The 15,834-nt window shown below is 71.3% G+C and carries 16 protein-coding genes; 5 read left to right on the plus strand and 11 right to left on the minus strand.

From position 1 onward, the window contains the following. Positions 1 to 168: 168 nt before the first annotated feature. On the minus strand, positions 169 to 834 hold the full coding sequence (locus tag ACN27C_RS01340; protein WP_421499906.1) for a GNAT family N-acetyltransferase: 666 nt from the start codon (positions 832 to 834) through the stop codon (positions 169 to 171). A gap of 229 nt (positions 835 to 1,063) precedes the next feature. Here ACN27C_RS01340 and ACN27C_RS01345 point away from each other — a divergent pair, with 229 nt between their 5' ends. Together ACN27C_RS01345 and ACN27C_RS01350 are read left to right on the plus strand one after the other, a co-directional pair. After that, a complete protein-coding gene (locus ACN27C_RS01345) occupies positions 1,064 to 1,249 on the plus strand; it encodes a DNA repair protein (RefSeq protein WP_120573939.1) in 186 nt (61 codons plus the stop codon). Positions 1,250 to 1,357: 108 nt separating this feature from the next. Continuing rightward, a complete protein-coding gene (locus tag ACN27C_RS01350; protein WP_252449494.1) occupies positions 1,358 to 1,876 on the plus strand; it encodes a hypothetical protein in 519 nt (172 codons plus the stop codon). Between the two features lie 49 nt (positions 1,877 to 1,925). Here ACN27C_RS01350 and ACN27C_RS01355 read toward each other — a convergent pair whose 3' ends face one another. Then, complete coding sequence (locus ACN27C_RS01355) at positions 1,926 to 2,663, minus strand: Clp protease N-terminal domain-containing protein (RefSeq protein WP_121684623.1); 738 nt, start codon at positions 2,661 to 2,663, stop codon at positions 1,926 to 1,928. Positions 2,664 to 2,727: 64 nt separating this feature from the next. On the opposite strand from ACN27C_RS01355, the gene ACN27C_RS01360 reads away from it, so the two are divergent. Continuing rightward, positions 2,728 to 4,437, plus strand: a complete 1,710-nt coding sequence (locus tag ACN27C_RS01360) for a Na+/H+ antiporter (protein WP_120571352.1) — start codon at positions 2,728 to 2,730, stop codon at positions 4,435 to 4,437. A gap of 27 nt (positions 4,438 to 4,464) precedes the next feature. On the opposite strand, the gene ACN27C_RS01365 is transcribed toward ACN27C_RS01360, so the two are convergent. Together ACN27C_RS01365 and ACN27C_RS01370 are read right to left on the minus strand one after the other, a co-directional pair. Further along, a complete protein-coding gene (locus tag ACN27C_RS01365; protein ID WP_422750241.1) occupies positions 4,465 to 7,119 on the minus strand; it encodes a DUF4132 domain-containing protein in 2,655 nt (884 codons plus the stop codon). Further along, positions 7,120 to 7,428: a hypothetical protein gene (locus tag ACN27C_RS01370; protein WP_252449498.1), complete on the minus strand. Its 309-nt coding sequence runs from the start codon at positions 7,426 to 7,428 to the stop codon at positions 7,120 to 7,122. A 112-nt stretch (positions 7,429 to 7,540) separates the two neighbouring features. Here ACN27C_RS01370 and ACN27C_RS01375 point away from each other — a divergent pair, with 112 nt between their 5' ends. Then, positions 7,541 to 9,037, plus strand: coding sequence for a sigma-70 family RNA polymerase sigma factor (locus ACN27C_RS01375; RefSeq protein ID WP_422750242.1), 1,497 nt, complete (start codon positions 7,541 to 7,543; stop codon positions 9,035 to 9,037). 45 nt (positions 9,038 to 9,082) lie between these two features. Next, positions 9,083 to 10,063, plus strand: a complete 981-nt coding sequence (locus ACN27C_RS01380) for a DUF2804 domain-containing protein (RefSeq protein ID WP_422750243.1) — start codon at positions 9,083 to 9,085, stop codon at positions 10,061 to 10,063. On the opposite strand, the gene ACN27C_RS01385 is transcribed toward ACN27C_RS01380, so the two are convergent. The 7 genes from ACN27C_RS01385 to amcA (ACN27C_RS01415) form a co-directional block, all read right to left on the minus strand. Then, a complete protein-coding gene (locus ACN27C_RS01385; RefSeq protein WP_422750244.1) occupies positions 10,048 to 11,805 on the minus strand; it encodes a glycoside hydrolase family 2 protein in 1,758 nt (585 codons plus the stop codon). The genes ACN27C_RS01380 and ACN27C_RS01385 overlap by 16 nt on opposite strands. After that, a complete protein-coding gene (locus tag ACN27C_RS01390) occupies positions 11,802 to 13,130 on the minus strand; it encodes an MFS transporter (RefSeq protein ID WP_422750245.1) in 1,329 nt (442 codons plus the stop codon). The genes ACN27C_RS01385 and ACN27C_RS01390 overlap by 4 nt, the downstream gene beginning before the upstream one ends. A gap of 138 nt (positions 13,131 to 13,268) precedes the next feature. Continuing rightward, the gene (locus ACN27C_RS01395; RefSeq protein WP_120571358.1) at positions 13,269 to 13,931 is read right to left on the minus strand and encodes a pentapeptide repeat-containing protein; all 663 of its coding nucleotides are present in this window, start codon (positions 13,929 to 13,931) and stop codon (positions 13,269 to 13,271) included. Positions 13,932 to 13,992: 61 nt separating this feature from the next. Next, entirely contained in the window at positions 13,993 to 14,175 is a 183-nt protein-coding gene (gene amcA / locus ACN27C_RS01400; RefSeq protein ID WP_120571359.1) for a multiple cyclophane-containing RiPP AmcA, read from the minus strand. Then, the gene (amcB, locus tag ACN27C_RS01405; RefSeq protein WP_120571360.1) at positions 14,172 to 15,308 is read right to left on the minus strand and encodes a cyclophane-forming radical SAM peptide maturase AmcB; all 1,137 of its coding nucleotides are present in this window, start codon (positions 15,306 to 15,308) and stop codon (positions 14,172 to 14,174) included. The genes amcA (ACN27C_RS01400) and amcB overlap by 4 nt, the downstream gene beginning before the upstream one ends. Further along, positions 15,305 to 15,646, minus strand: a complete 342-nt coding sequence (locus ACN27C_RS01410) for a hypothetical protein (RefSeq protein ID WP_120571361.1) — start codon at positions 15,644 to 15,646, stop codon at positions 15,305 to 15,307. Before ACN27C_RS01410 ends, amcB begins: the two co-directional genes overlap by 4 nt. Then, the gene (gene amcA / locus ACN27C_RS01415; protein WP_162959157.1) at positions 15,643 to 15,807 is read right to left on the minus strand and encodes a multiple cyclophane-containing RiPP AmcA; all 165 of its coding nucleotides are present in this window, start codon (positions 15,805 to 15,807) and stop codon (positions 15,643 to 15,645) included. Before amcA (ACN27C_RS01415) ends, ACN27C_RS01410 begins: the two co-directional genes overlap by 4 nt. Between the last annotated feature and the right edge of the window lie 27 nt (positions 15,808 to 15,834).

Consider the following 15,834-nt stretch of genomic DNA (forward strand, 5'->3'; position numbering starts at 1 on the left):
AGGCAAGCGATTGCGCAGGTGAGAGTCCGTAACCGGACAGCAACGCACCCCTTGCTCCCGACAGGAGCTGACACATAGCGTTACCGATGTCGGGCCTGGGGGAGAGCTGCGGACCGTGGATCCGGCCCGGGATCCACGGTCCGCGCCGGACTCGGCCAGCGGGGCGGGTCAGCGGGGGAAGACGCCGAACGCGGTGAAGCCGCGCTCCGGGAACCCGGCCGCCTCGGCCACCCGCGCCGACGCGGCGTTGCCCGGGTCGTGCAGGTAGGTGGGGATCGCCCCCTCGTCCAGCACCCGGCGGGCCGCCTGCGCGACCAGCCGCCGGGCCAGGCCGCGCCCGCGCGCCGTCGGCACCGTGCCCACCGCCAGCTCGTGCCCGTACGCGTCGTGCCGCTTGATCCCCACGCCGGCCCGGTACGCGCCGTCGGCGCCCCGCACCACGAGCACCTCCCGGTCGAACAGCCGCAGCCACGGCGGCAGCCCGGGCAGCGTGGGCGGGACCCACTCCCCCACCTCGGGCAGCGGCGCCGGGTCGGTGCACCAGCGGAAGACCGAGGCGTGCGCGACGAACTCGGGCATGCCGACAGTGACCGGCAGGTCGGACAGCCACTCCCCGAGCGGCCGGTCGCGTACCAGCGTCCGGACCGCCTCCACCCGGTCGGCGGCCACCGAGAGGACGGTGCTGCCGCCCGCGGTCACCGCGACGGCCGGGCGCAGCCGCCCGTCCCAGGCCGGGCGGGCGCGGCGATAGGACCGGACCACGTGCAGCCCGGGGCCCGCCGGCCACTGCCCCAACCAGGTCGCCAGATGAAGGAAGACCCGCCGGTCGAGCACGTGATCATGGTACGCCGGGACGCCGCGCCCGTGCCCGCGGAATTCGCCGATCGCGGCGCGGTTGAGACGCGCGGCAGGTGGGTAGAGGGTCGGCACGCCAGCGACGGACGCCGATTCCTGGTCCCGCCACCGGCCGCAGGAAACCCGGCGCTTCGCGGAACCGAAGGCATCGCCCCTGCGTCATATTCATTTCCATACATGGACAAGTTTCTCTGGGACGGTAGTGGTCATGCCTCACGAACCGAATGACCGATTCCAGCAGGACGCGGAGCGCGGCTGGCGGGCCGCCGCAGACGCCCGACGGTTCCCGGCGCAGCCGGCGTACCGCGAGGCCCGCGACCGAGGGCTCTCCTGGGCCGAACTGAACGCGCAACCGGCCGGTGCCGCCGCCTGGCGTGGCCTCTCACCCCTCTAGGAACGCGGGCGGCGACACACCGGCCGGGCGCGCGTACCGGCCTTCGCACACCTGTGCGGTAGCGTCTTGTGGTCCGATTTCCGGCCTACGACAGGAGAAGCTCCGCGCATGGGCAAGAAGACGATCCACGTCTCCGACTTCACCGGTCAGGTGCTCAGCCCCGACGACGAGGTGGTCAAGGTCGTCGTCCTGGAGCACCCGGACCTGGTCGCCGGGCCCGTGCAGCTGGACGCCACCCCGGTCGACGTGGAGAGCATCGACGACGCGGCGCTCGACGTCGCGGTGGTGGAGATCCACGACCGGCACGGTCACGGTGAGCCGCGCCGGGTGGTGCTGACCGCCAGCGAGTTCGACGCGATGGCGACCGACGTGCCGATGGCGCAGCTGCTGCGTACCGCCGAGCGGGTCAAGCCGCCCAAGGCCCGCCGCGCCACCGAGAAGATCGACTACGGCACCATCGAGCACGCCGGGCGCCCGCACCGCGGCCGGGTCACCGAGGAGGAGGCCCGGCTGGTCCGGGAGCACCTCGACGAGGTGAACAAGCGCCTCGCCGACGCCGGCATCCGCCAGGTCGACCCGGCCGACCCGGAGCACGCCGCCCGGTACGGCTTCCCCGTCGCCGGCTGAACACCCGCACACCGGGCACGCGCCCCCGTGACGCGTGCCCGGCGCGGTGTCAGGCCCCTTTCCGGGCGATCTCGGCGAGCGTCGCCTCGAACGCCGACTCCAGTTCGGACTTCTCCAGGCCGAGCCCGCGCAGCACCCCGTCGTCGCCCTCCTCCTCCAGCAGGGCGAGCAGGATGTGCTCCGTACCGATGTAGTTGTGCCCCATCCGCAGCGCCTCCCGGAACGTCAGCTCCAGGACCTTCTTGGCCCGCGCGTCGTAGGGGATCAGGTCCGGGACCTGGCCGGCCTTCGCCGGCAGCGTCGCGGTGACGACCTCCCGCAGCCGTTCCAGGGGTACGCCCCGAGCCGCGATCGCCGCGGCCGCGAGCCCTTCCGGCTCGGCGAGCAGCCCGAGCGCGACGTGTCCCGGCGTGATCTCGGCGTTGCCCGCCGCCCGCGCCTCCTCCTGCGAGGCCAGCACCACGTTGCGGGCGCGCGGGGTGAACCGGCCGAACCCCGAGTTCGGGTCGAGCGCGGCGGCGGTCTCCGCCTTGGCGGCGGAGCGCTTCTGGGCGGCCTGCTTGGTCACGCCCATGCTGCGGCCGATCTCCGTCCACGAGGCGCCGGAGCGGCGCGCCTGGTCGACGAAGTGCCCGATCAGGTGGTCGGCGACGTCGCCCAGGTGGTCGGCGACGAGGACCGCGTCGGCCAGTTGGTCGAGCGCATCGGTGTGTGCCTTCTTGATGCCGTCGATGAGGTCGTCGAGGCGTACCGGATGGGTCATCTTGAGCGGTTCGGTCTCCTCCATGCGTCAACCATAGGTTGACGTTTCCGACCCGTCAACCCTCGGTTGACGGCACCGTCAGCGCGCGATGATCTCGGCCCCGGTACTGTCGGTCGGGGTGAGCACCCATTCGACACTGCTGTTCGTGCTCGCCGCCGTCGCGGTCATCATCGCCGTGCGGTGGGTCGCGTCCCGTACCGGTCTGCCGGCGGCGGCACTCCTGCCGCTCATCGGCATCGCGTACGCGCTGCTCCCCGGCCCCAACATCGGCCTCGACCCCGAGCTGGTGCTCATGGTCGTGCTGCCGCCGCTGCTCTACAGCGCCGCGCTGGACTCGTCCCTGCTGGACATCCGCCGCAACCTGCGGATCGTGGTCAGCCTCTCCGTGGTGCTGGTGCTCCTCACCGGACTGCTCGTGGGCGTCGGGTTCCACCTGTTCGTCGCCGGCGCGACGCTGGCCGCAGGCATCGCGGTCGGCGCCGCCGTCGCCCCGCCCGACCCGGTCGCCGCCCTGGCCGTGGGCCGGCGGGTCAACCTGCCGCCGAAGATGGTCACGATCATCCAGGGCGAGGGACTGCTGAACGACGCCACCGCGCTGACCATGCTCAGCGTCGCCGTGGCCGCCGCCGTGGGCGGCGAGTTCTCGTTCCACGCCGCGATCGGGCAGTTCGTGCTGGCCGCCGCCGGCGGGATCGCGGTGGGCGTGGTCGTCGCCCGGGCGAAACGACTGGTCCGGCCGCTCACCGCGGACCCGCTGCTGTCGAACGCGATCTCGCTCGCGACACCGTTCGTGGCGTACCTGCTGGGCGAGGCGCTGCACGTCTCCGGTGTGCTGGCGGTGGTGGTCGCCGGCCTGATCGTCGGCCACCAGACGCCGGAGTTCGGGTCCGGCGCCGCCCGCCTCCAGACCAACGCCGTGTGGCGGCTCGTCGACTTCCTCCTCGAAGGCTTCGTCTTCCTGCTGATCGGCCAGCAGCTCCCCGCCGTCATGCGGGGCCTGCGCCAGTACGACACGTCGACCATCGTCATCGCCGTCGCCGTGTCGGTCGGCGTGGTGCTGCTCCTGCGCCCGGCCTGGCTGATCCTGACCCAGTGGCTCCCCCGGTCGCTGCACACCCGGCTCGGTGGCGTCGCCGAGCAGGACGACACCGACGAGCCGGACGCCGCGCGGCGGCTCGGCGGCGTCGACCGCAACGCCCGCGGGCTGACCTCCCGTGAGGTGGTGGCGCTGAGCTGGTCCGGTACGCGTGGTGTGATCAGCCTGGCCGCGATCTTCACGCTGCCGCTGACCACCCGCAGCGGCGACCCCTTCCCCGATCGTGACCTGCTGCTGTTCTGCACCTTCGTGGTCGTCCTGGTGACGCTGGTCGGGCAGGGCCTGACGTTCGCGCCGCTCGTGCGGATGCTCGGCCTGCGCGCCAACGAGGCCGACCAGGCCCGGGTACGCAACGAGGCCCGCTCGGCCGCTGTGGAGGCCGCCCTCGCCCGCCTCGACACCGTCGTCGCCGAGGAGCCGGACAGCAGGGTCGCCGTCGACACCACGCGGACCCAGTTGCAGACCCGGCTGGCCCGCTACCGGGGACGGCTCGACCTGATCCAGCAGAGCGGCTCGTCGGAGCTGCCCACCTCACCGGAGTACGAGACGGCGCTGCGGGTCCGCCGGACCGTCCTCGAAGCGCAGCGCGAGGAGTTGCTGCGGTGGCGCGACTCCGGCCGGCTGCCGGACGAGGAGCTGCGGGTGCTGGAACGCGAACTCGACCACGAGGAGCTGTTGCTGCCGAAGCGGGCGCCGGGCTGACCCCGGGCCCGGCGCCCGCCGGCCGCCTCACAGCTGGCGCAGGATCACCGGATCCTTGATCTTCTTGTCGGCGGCCAGCAGCAACGCCTTGCTGATGATCTCGGCGAGCCGGCTGTCACCCTCGAAGGGCAGGTACATCTCCGGCTCCTTCGCCTTCGCCGAGTCCGGGATGATGCACAGGTACCGCTCGTCCGGTGCGATCAGGATGTTGCCCGAGCCGCAGTGGATGCGGTACGTGTGCAGGTCGCCGCGTACTTCCAGGAACCTGTCGGTGAGCGTGCAGCGACCGGCGATCGCCAGCCGGGGGACCAGCTCCGCCAGCACGTCCCGGCGCGTCCGGCCGGTCGGGGTCAGCTCGCCGAAGCTGCTCTGCGCCCAGTAGTCGCGATGCCGGCCCTGCGGCCCACCGTCGTACCAGTTCGGGTCGGCGCCCACCCCGGCCGCGGCCACGAACAGGTCGACGTCGCGCATCACCTCGCTCAGCACGACCGGCGGCACCTCCGCCAGCGGAACCGGCAGGCGCTCCCCCCGGATGAAGAACAGCTGGTCGGTCCCCATCGTGTCGAACACGAGGTCGTCGCCCCGGTCCTCGATCCCGGCGACACCCAGTTCGGCGCGCAGCCCCCAGTCCGGGAGGGCCAGCCAGGGCAGGTCGTACGAGGCACCGTCGTTGCGGTGCTGGACGTACGACCAGCCGCGCCGGGACAACAGCGCGTTGAGCCGGTGCTGACGCACGATGTGCGCGGCGAACCGGTTGGAGTACATGCCCGTGGCCCGCTCCGCGTCGGTGAGCAGGTACTGCTCCCGGTGCGCCTGCTTGAACGGCTGGGTGATCGCGTGCCGGGTCAGGAAGTCCCGCCACGGCGCCACCGCGTCGGGGTCGAGCACCGGATGCCACAGCCGGACCGTCGCCTCGTCGGCCGGCTCGACCACTGTGTCGTCCACTGTTCGCAGCGCCTCACCGGCCCAGCAGCAGGCCACGCCGTCGACGGTCCAGATGAGACGCCGGGCCATCGTACGGGCCAGCGGATGGTCCAGGAACCGCTCGCGCCACTGCTCGACGGTCCACGAACGGTCGCGCCGCAGGAGCCCTTCCAACCGGTCGCGGGTGGCGACGAGCGTGGCGGCGACGTCGGCGACAGTCGCCTTCAGCTCCTTCACCTCGTCGCCGTGATCCCTACGCACCTGGGCCGGAGGCGTCTTGACCACCTTGCCGTCCGCGTTGCGCCACACCACTACGGCGTCGACACCGCGCACCTCCAGCTCGTACGAGCAGTCGCCCAGCTTGTCCGCGAGCGGCAGCCCGAAGCCGGGCAGGGCCATCTCCTCGACGTCCTCCCGGCTGACGCCGCGCGCCTCGGCGTGCCTGGTCAGCCCCTTCTCCACCAGGCGCAGGGTGCTCTTGTAGGTCAGCCGCGAGGACAGCCGGGCCAGTTGGGCGAGCGCGGCGGGGTGATCGGTGTCGACGAGCGCCGCGACCGCGACGTTCGCCAGTTTCGGGCTCGCCGGGCCGTGGCCGGAGATCTTGCGGGCGGCCCGTTCCGCGATCTGGCCGAGGCTGCGCAGGGCCTCTTCGGACGGCGGGCACATCGTCCGCATCCAGATCAGTCCCCACAGCAGCCCGACGTTGTAGCGGTCGATCATCCGTGGTGGCATGTCCTTGATGTGGCCGGGGCAGCATGTGGTCATGCGCAGCGGCAGGCTACGCGCCTGCCCGACGAGCGGAAGCCAGTCGTCGAGCCGGGCGGTGAAATCGTCGACGCCCACCGCGTCGAGCAGCGACCGGGCCTGCTTGCGCCAACCGGCCGTCGGCTTCGCCTTGTCCACCTCGACCGAACAGTGGGCCAGCAGCGCCTCCCACGAGGACCGGCGATCCGCCGGCATCGCCTCGATGTCCGCGACGGCGCGGTCGGCCCACTGCTCACCGACGTTGGGGATCGGCCACATCCGGTCGGCCTCGTCGCTGATGTCGCTCAGCGAACGTTCGAGCCGGGTCCGGCGCCAGGCCGCCAGCGCCGCCGGATTCGTACGCCCGGCCGCCGCCGTCGCCTTGATGGACTCCCAGGTGAAGCCCTGGAGCTGCGAGCTCCAGTAACCGAATCCCAGCCAGGCCTGACCACCGAGCCGATCGAGCCAGACGGCGCCGTCGAGCCCGCCGCCGGAGCGCGCGGCACGGATCAGCTTGCCCCTGCCGTCGCTCTTCTCCCCCGGCACCGTGAGCGCGTCGAACACCACCTGCCGCACCGGCGCCGGTTGTGCGGCAAGGAGTTCTGTCGTCCGGCGCCACGCCTCGCCCCGGGCCCGGTCCAACGGCTTCTCGTGCTGGTACGGCAGGTCCGGCAGACTGTCGATCAGGGTGGAGGCGGCAGCGACCCGCCTGTCGTGATCCGCGTCGTCGCCGGTCAGGTCGGCCACGGCGGCGGCGACCGACTCGACCTTCCGGGTGGCCTCCGGCAGCAGCTCGACCAACGGCGCAGCGAGATCGTAGGGCCCGTGCGGATCTTTGAGCGCAGCGAGCAGCGACGGAGCCGTCCCCGCCGGCGCCCAGCAGCACACCGCCACCACCCGGTCGACGAATTCCTGCTTGCCGGTCTCGTTGAGGTTCTCGGCGCTCGGGCCCCACCACTTCTTGGCGGTGGCGGCCACATCGCGCAGGGCCGACTCGGGGTCGTACGTCGTCATTCAGCCACCCACCAGCGGGACGAGCTTGAGGAAGGTGACGCGGGATCCCGCGTGCAGGCGGACCTTCTCGTCCAGGGCGGTGACCTGACGGTCGTCGACGAGCACCACGAAGGCGTTGCGGCCGAAGGCGTCGAGCGTCGTCCGGGTGCGCTCCTCCGGATCGGCGTCCACGCCGGACTCGGCGATCTCCAGGAACACCCGGCGGCGGATCAGCTCGTCGAGACGTACCTCGTCCTCGAAGACCTTCATGGTCCACACCGGCCCGCTCGGCGCCCCGGTCACTTCATCGGCGATTGTGATCATCGGCATGGCGGAGAAGATAGCGCTCTCCTCCGACAGCGCACGCATTTGTGTGACCTGAGCGCGTATCGGACAGTCTCCACGGTGTACGAGATCGTTCCGCGAAGGCGAGGTTGTGAGCGTGTCCTATCACGCGTACCCGAGCAGGGCCGGCATGTCGGCGGTGGTGGACGCGGCTCGCCGCGGCGACCGGGCGGCGATGGACGAGCTGGTCTCGCACTGTCTGCCGCTGGTCTACAACATCGTGGGCCGGGCGCTGAACCGGTCGGCGGACGTCGACGACGTGGTGCAGAACACGATGCTGAGCGTCGTCCGCGGCCTGCCGGGCGTACGCGAGCCGCAGCTTTTCCGGTCGTGGCTGGTCGCCGTCACCATGAACGAGATCCGCACCCACACGCAGCGCCGGCACACCACACCGGCGCCGCCGGAGGACATCGACAACGTGATCGACCCGCGCGCGGACTTCGAGGACCTGACCCTGACCCAGCTCCGCCTCTCCGACCAGCGCCGGGAGGTCGTCCTGGCCACACGCTGGCTGGACGACGACCACCGTCACCTGCTGTCGCTCTGGTGGCTGGTCGAGGCCGGCCACCTCACCCGCGCCGATCTGGTCGACGCCCTGAACCTGGCGCCGCACCACGTGACCGTCCGGGTGTCCCGGATGAAGGCGCAACTGGACACCGCCCGGCTGGTGGTGCGGGCGCTCACCGCCCGGCCCGGTTGCGCCGCCCTGGCCGACACGGCCGCCGGCTGGGACCGTCAGCCGGCGCCGGTGTGGCGCAAGCGGTTCGCCCGGCACGTCCGGGACTGCCCGCACTGCCCGGACGCGACGAACGACCTGGTACCCGCCGAGCGGCTGCTGGCCGGCCTGGCGCTCACGCCGCCCCCGGCCGCACTCGCCTCGGACGTCACCCACACGATGCACACCGTCGCCGGCTCGCAGGCCGCCTCGCCCGGCCTCCACGCCGTGACCGCCGGAGCGCGGTCGGGGCTCTCGTTGTCCAAGGTCCTGGTCGGCGTCGTCGCCGCCGTCGCGGTGGCCGGAGGTGGCGCGCTCGTCCTCGCCAACTACAACAGCGAGCCGAAGACGCAGCCGGCGAGTGCGGCAGCCGCGCAGCCCTCGGCCGCGACCGCCGCACCGGCGCTCACGCCCTCGCCGGCCGCGGTGGAGCCGTCCCCGACCGCTGCCCGCCCGAGCCCCACCCCCAGCAGGTCGGCGAAGCCCAGCAAGTCGCCCAAGCCGACCCCGTCGTCGTCGCCCTCCAGGTCCGCCGCCACGTCCACCGGCCTGTCCGCAGCGGAACGCCGGCTGCTGGTGCTGCTCAACGAGCGGCGTCGCGCGCTCGGGCTGACCGAGGTCAAGCTCGGCGCGGCGCAGCACCGCGAGGCGGAGTCCTGCGTACGGCAGAACCTGAACGCCGGCAGCGGGTTGAAGCACTGCGGGCACGAGGTGCTGTTCGCCTCGTCGGGCAACTCCTCGCCGGAGCAGATGATCGAGGCCTGGTTCAACAGCCCCGGGCACAAGACGGCGCTGACGTACGCCAGTTCCCGCTTCGCCGGCCCGGCGATCGTCTTCAACGGCAGCCGCCAGGTCGCCGCCATCAACATCGACTACTGAGGGCGGGCTCGGACCACCGTCGCGGGCGGTCGCTACGCTCCCCCGATGACGCACGAGAAGGAGATCGTCGAGCCGGTCGACCTGTGCATGCCGGACGGGCGGCTCAACCCCGCCGCGATCGGCTGGACCCGCCGGCCGCTGCACCGAGCGAACCTGCGCGGCTGGGGAAGAGCCAAGCGCTGGGAGTACTGGGGGATCGTGACGCCGACCCACATCGTCGGCCTCGTCGCGTCGTCGCTGGACTACGCCGGGGTGCACGGCGTCTACGTGCTCGACCGCGCCACGAAGGTCGAGACCGGCAGGGACGTCGTGGTCCCGTTCGCCCGTGGCGTCGTCATGCCGCCGGTCAGCGGCGCGGGCACCGTGTGCGCACGAGGGGACGGCCTGTCGATCGACATCGGCCAGACCGCCGAGGGCAGTACGATCCGTGCCACCGCACCGGGCATCGAGATCGACCTCGTGGTGCCGCTCCCGCCCGGCCACGAGTCGCTCGGCGTCGTGGTCCCGTGGAGCACGCGACGGTTCCAGTACACGGTCAAGGACGTCGGCCGCCCGGTGCGCGGCTCGCTGCGGGTGAACGGCACGACGCACACCGTGGCCGAGGACGACTCGTTCGCCGTGCTCGACCACGGCCGGGGCAAGTGGCCGTACGCGATCACGTGGAACTGGGCGGCGGGCAGCGGACCGGACGCGTCGATCCAGCTCGGCGGCAAGTGGACCGACGGCACCGGCTCGACCGAGAACGCGCTGTTCACCGGCGGCCGGCTGCACAAGCTCGGCGCCGAACTGCAGTGGAGCTACGACCGCCACGACTGGCTGCGGCCGTGGCGGATCAGCGGTGATCGGGTCGCTGTGGAGTTCCACCCGTTCCACGAGAAGGTCTCCCGCACCAACCTCGGCGTCGTGGCCAGCGAGACCCACCAGTGCTTCGGGCACTTCTCCGGCTGGGCCCAGGCGGACGACGGCGAACGGGTGGCTCTGGACGGCCTGGTCGGCTGGGCGGAGGAAGCTCAGAACCGCTGGTGACGCAGCAGGGCGTTGACCTGCCGCACCACGTCCTCGGGAAGCTTGACCACGCGCCGGTCGTAGGTGAGCAGACCGTTGAGTTCGTCCTCCACGTCGGACAGCTGGGTGTAGACGGTCGCGCTCAGACCGGCCCGGATCGCGGGCACGATCTGCTCGGTGTGCAACCGCGTGAACGCCTCCGCCAGTTCCTCGGCGCTGCGGCACCGCCGGTAGCCGAAATCCTTGCGGTTGAACGCGTGCCCGTCGACGCGCAGGTTGTAGCCGCCGTACTCCGACAGCACCAGCACCCGGCGGTCGCCGCGTCGCCGCGGCACGCGGAAGCGGCGGAAGTAGACGTGCAGGCTGCGCAGGTCGCCCCCGCGCTGGTCGTGCCATCCGCTGGCGTGGTCGACAGTGCGGGTGCTGTCGAGTTCGGCGACGTCGCGGGCGATCCGGGCCGCGTCGAACTGCCCCCAGCCCTCGTTGAAGGGCACCCACACGGCGAGGCTCACCACGTTGCGCAGATGCTCGACGGTGTCGCGCAGCTCGGCCCGGAACCGGTCCCGTCCGCCCGCGTCGGCTCGGCCGAACCAGCGCCGCCACCGGCCCCGGTCGGGCAGCCGCAACGGCGTCACCGCCGGCGCGGTGACGACCAGCGGGTGGTAACCGCTGCCGCCGTTGACCATGTCCTGCCAGACCAGCATCCCCAGCCGGTCGCAGTGGTAATACCAGCGCAGCGGCTCGATCTTGATGTGCTTGCGCAGCATGGTGAACCCGAGCCGCTTCATGGTGGCGATGTCGGCGATCATCGCCTCGTCGGAGGGCGCCGTGTACATGCCGTCCGACCAGTAGCCCTGGTCGAGGATCCCGGCGTGGAAGTACGGCCGGCCGTTGAGCAGCAGGCGGGGCACGCCGTCGGGGTCCGGTCCGACACCGAACGAGCGCATGCCGAAGTAGCTGCGGACCCGGTCCGCGCCCAGCTCGGCGGTCACGTCGTAGAGGAACGGATCCTCCGGGCTCCACTGCCGTACCTCGGGGATCGGGATGCGCACCGCCACGCCGACCGGCGCGGTGGCCTCGGCCACCGCGATCCCGTCGGCCAGGATCCGGATGCCGGCGTCGCCGGCATCCGCCGTCGCGTGCGCCGTCACCTCGACGCACCCCTCGTCGAGGAGCGGCGTCAGGGTGAGGTGCCGCAGGTGTACGGCGGGCACGCTCTCGGCCCACACCGTCTGCCAGATCCCGGACTGGGCGGTGTACCAGATGCCGCCGCGGCGCAACCGCTGCTTGCCCCGGGAGTGGTGGCCGGTGTCGCTGTCGTCCTGGACCGCCACGACCAGGACGTTGCCGTCCTCGCGGAGCGCGTCGGTGATGTCGCAGGTGAACGGCAGATACCCGCCGGTGTGGCCGCCGACCGGGACGTCGTTCAGGTAGACCTGGCAGGTCTGGTCGACCGCGCCGAAGTGCAGCAGCAGCCGAGAGCCGGCAGCGTGGAAGCCCGCCGGCAGGGTCAGCGGACGGCGATACCAGAGCGTCTCGCCCGGCTGGAGCTGCCGCCCGACGCCGGAGAGCGCGGACTCCGGGGAGAACGGAACGATGATCTCCCCGTCGTAGCGTTCCGGCTCGGCGGGGGAACCGGTGATCGCGTACTCCCACCGGCCGTTGAGGTTCAGACAGCTGTCCCGGGCGAACTGCGGGCGGGGATACTCGGGCAGGACACGCTCCGCGTCGAGCGTGGCACCCCACGGGGTCAGCAGCGTCATGCCCGGGCCTCCCGCTCCCGCCGCCGCAGCGCCACGGCCGGCACCGCGATGAGGACCAGCACTGCGAGCGCCATGAGGAAGATGCCCGGCGTCGGAACCTGCTTCACCACGCCGAGATCCTCGTAGACCTCTCCGGCGCCGGTGATCACGGCGGCGCCGAGGTAGGGGCCGATGAGCATCGGGACGAGGATGGCGAAGACCATCCGCAGCCCTTGCACATGACCGGCCCGGTCCGGTGGCGAGTGGTCGCGCACGATGGCGCCGATCGGGGCGAGGACCAGCATGAAGCCCGACATCATCACGATCCCGGCGGCGATCACGGGAACCATGCCGCGGGCGAAGAACATCAGGGCCAGGCCGGTGCCGTAGACCACTACCGCCGGCAGCAGGAAGCGCACCTTGCCGACGCGGTCGATGAGCCGCCCGCCGACCACGCTCACCGCCGACGCCGTGACGAGGACGACGGCCAGGACGATCGCGTACCCCTCGATCCGCAGGTACCGCTGGAGGTAGATGATCAGATACGGCAGGAACACCTGCGTGGAGATCCCCCAGATCGACCAGGCCGCCAGGGCGAGGTAGAGCCCCGGGTTGGCCCGGACGGCGGCCGGGCGCAGACCGTGGACGACGGCGCGCAGGTACCCGCCCTCGTGCCGCACGACTGACGGGCTGTCCTCGACCAGGAACCAGGCCAGCACCCCGGCCACCGCCATGATCGCGCCGATGATCACGAAGAACAGCTGCCAGTTCCCGGCGCGGGCCAGCCCGTCGAACCCGCCGAAGATCACCAGCATCGAGACCAGCGGCATGATGGCGAGCACCGACTCGACCCGGCCGCGGTTCGCCGGCTCGGTCACGTCGGTGACCCAAGCCTGGAACGCCGCGTCGTTGGCCCCGGAGCCGAGGAAGGACATCAGGCAGTCCAGCGTGACGACCGCGATCGCCGTGACGAGCACGACGTTCGCCACGGGCGCGATGTCCTCCACGAAACCCACTGTGAGGAAGCCGAAGGCGGCGGTGGAGACGCCCCACAGCAGGTAGCCGCCGGCGATGAACGACCGGCGCCGCCCCGTCCGGTCGGAGAGGGCGCCGAGCAGCAGGGTGGCGACAGTGGCGGTCACGGCGCTGGCGGCGACCATCGTGGCGATCACGTTGGGGTCGTCGGTGATCGTGTCGTACACGAACAGATTCAGGTAGATGTTCTCGATGGTCCAGGCCATCTGCCCGACGAGCCCGAGCAGGATCAGCGCGGTCCAGGTGCGGGGGCGCAGGCCGGCCGGACCGGCCGAGGTGGCCGGGGTGAGCACGCTCCGGGTGGTGGACACGACGGCCTCCTTCGACGGATCAGAATATGATCTATTCCGTCCGGCCGTCGATGGGTCCGGGGTCTGCCACGCCGCCGCTGGAGAGCGGGCACGACGAAAAGGCCCTGGTACGGAGTAGCCGGACCCTGGCTTTCGTCATCAGTCTTTGCGGACGGCGAGGTTGAAGGCGGCGATGGTCAGCTGGGCGAGGTCAGGAAGTTGGCCCTCGCCGAGCGTGACACCGCGCAGGTTGTCCAGCGGCGCCTTGAGGCCGTGGAGCCGGCTGCCCCGCAGGTCGGCCCCGTCGAGGAGGCAGGAATCCAGTTCCAGACCGGCAAGATCACATGACCGCAGCGCGATCCGCGGTAGTCGGCAGGAAGACCACGCGCCGTTGGTGAGAGCGCAGTCGGTGAACGCGACCGAGGCGGCGGCGGTGACGCGCTGAAGTGTGGCGTAGTCGAAGCGGCAGCCGTCGAACAGAACATCCTTGAGGCGTACGTCGGTGAGTCTGGTGCCGGTGAACCGGGAGCCGGTGATCGCGCAGCGTTCGATGGTGATGCCGGTCAGGGTCGCGCCGGAGAAGTCGGTGCGGGTGATCTCGCAGCCGTAGAGGCTGCCGGCTTCCCAGGTGCTCTCGCTCAGGTCTACGCCGGTGATCAGGCTGCTGCGGATACTGGCGTCCTCAAGGTGCGAGCCGCGCCACGCCGCGCCGTTGACGAGGGCCTCGATGAGGCCGTCGGCCAGGTCCGTGGTGGTGTCGAGGTCGTCCGGTTCGAGGTCCGGCAGCAGGATCTTCAGGTCGCCGATCGTGGTGGTGCGCATGTGTCCTCAACCTGTGTGGGCGCGGGGTGGGCACGCCACCCCGCGCGCCCCGTGGCTGGGGCTACTTTTTCTTGTTCCAGTTGTCCCAGCCGGGTCGACTGTCGAACTTACCCTTGTTCGCCCAGGTCGGGCGGTTGTCGAACCTCGCCGCGTCGATCGCCGCTATCGACCGCTGCGGGTCGACGCCGAGGCGGGCGAGTTGCTCGGGTGCGGCGTTGACGAGAACCGCGAGTGCGTTGGTCATGGTGCTCCTCCTTGAGGGGTGAGGTGATCTGCGGCGGCGCGGACGAGGGCCTGGCGGGTGGTTCGGCAGTAGGTCGTTTCTCGGGCGGTGAACGTGGCGTGCTCGAAGTAGCGGTTGCCGGCCTGGGCGCCACGGCAGAAGTCGTAGAAGGTGCAGTGGTCGGCGCAGTCGTTGAGGGCAGTGACGAACTCGGCGACGTAGTCCAGGTCGGCGGCGCGGGCGAGCATGGCGGTGATCGGTTGATGGAGGACGTTGCCGGCGATGAAGTCGCCGTATCGCGGCTCGGTGATGCCGAGCAGCTCCGGTGACAGCAGCACCACCTGCCCGTCCCAAGAGACGGTCGGGATCGGCTCGTACGGCGCCTGGTCGATGTGTCCGACTCGGGTGGCGGCGAGGTAGTCGGCGAGCCGGTCCACGTCGCGGATCCGCAGTGGGCTGCCGCCGACGCGACGTGCGATGAGGCGCTGCCAGAACCGGTACGCGGCGTCCTCCGACACCGGTGCCCGGTCGGCACCCTCCTGCTCTTCGAGGTTGAAGCCCACCGACTCGCAGCCGGGCAGGCCGGTGAAGAAATCGACGAGGGCGTCCGCGTGGTCGATGGTTTCCGGGGTGACCACACAGATCACCGAGTACCTCAGCCCCGTGTCGGCCAGCATCTGCATGCCGCGCAGAGTCCGGGCGTCCGTCGGGTTGCCGGCCCGGTCGAGGCGGTTACGGTTCAACGCGCCCGGTCCGTCGATGCTGACCCCGACCTCGAAACCGTAAGCGGTGAACAGCTCGCACCACTGGCGGTTGATCAGCGTCGCGTTCGTCTGGATCTCGTGACGCACCAGCCCCGCGCGCCGCAACTCCTCGAACGGAGTCAGCAGCTCCCGGAACAGCCCGATGGGTGTGGCGGTGGGTTCACCCCCGTGCCACACGACACTCACTGGATGACTGCTGTCCTGCTGGGCTATCGACTCGGCGCAGGCATGCGCGACCGCGCCGCTCATCAGGCGGAGGGATCGTCGGTCGGGCAGGTAGCAGTAGGTGCAGTCGAGGTTACAGAAGCTCGTCGGCTGCACGACCAGGGTGTGGAAGCCGCCGGCGATCGCCGGTTGGCCGGTGGGCTTGATGAGGCCGATGCCGTTCACGAGGGGGCCTCCTCGATCCTGAAGTCCGTGGGGGTACTGACGCGGTAGGCGTGCCGGGCCGGCCAGCCGAGGAACCGGTCGAACATGTCCCCGGCGCTTCCCGTGACGCTCGGGTTCAGCCGGTGCAAATCGTCGATCGCGTCGTGCAGGCAGCCGGCCAGGTAGAGGAACAGGCTCACCGGCACTTCGCGGTACTCGGCCAGGAGCGCGAGCTTCGCTGCGCCGCAGGGCCACGGCTGCCCGCACCGGCGGCACAGCCATAGCGGGCGCATCGGCAGATGCTCCACCTCGGCTGGCGCGAGCCGGTTGACCGCGAGACGGCGCTGCGGCCCGGTCATCGGCGACCGCCCTCGCGGGCCTGCTGCTCGAACCGCCGACGCCACACGAAGGTGAGCAGCGGCGGATCAGCGGGCCACACCTGCCCCGGCGAGGCCGTCATCCTGGGCTCGGGGTGCCGGGACTGGCTGGCCATGGCGTTACGCGAGACGTAGACCGTCATGCCGCCACCCCCACCAGGGACGATGAG

It is taken from the genome of Micromonospora sp. WMMD1219 (genome assembly GCF_049315215.1).
Taxonomy (GTDB): Bacteria; Actinomycetota; Actinomycetes; order Mycobacteriales; family Micromonosporaceae; genus Micromonospora; species Micromonospora tulbaghiae.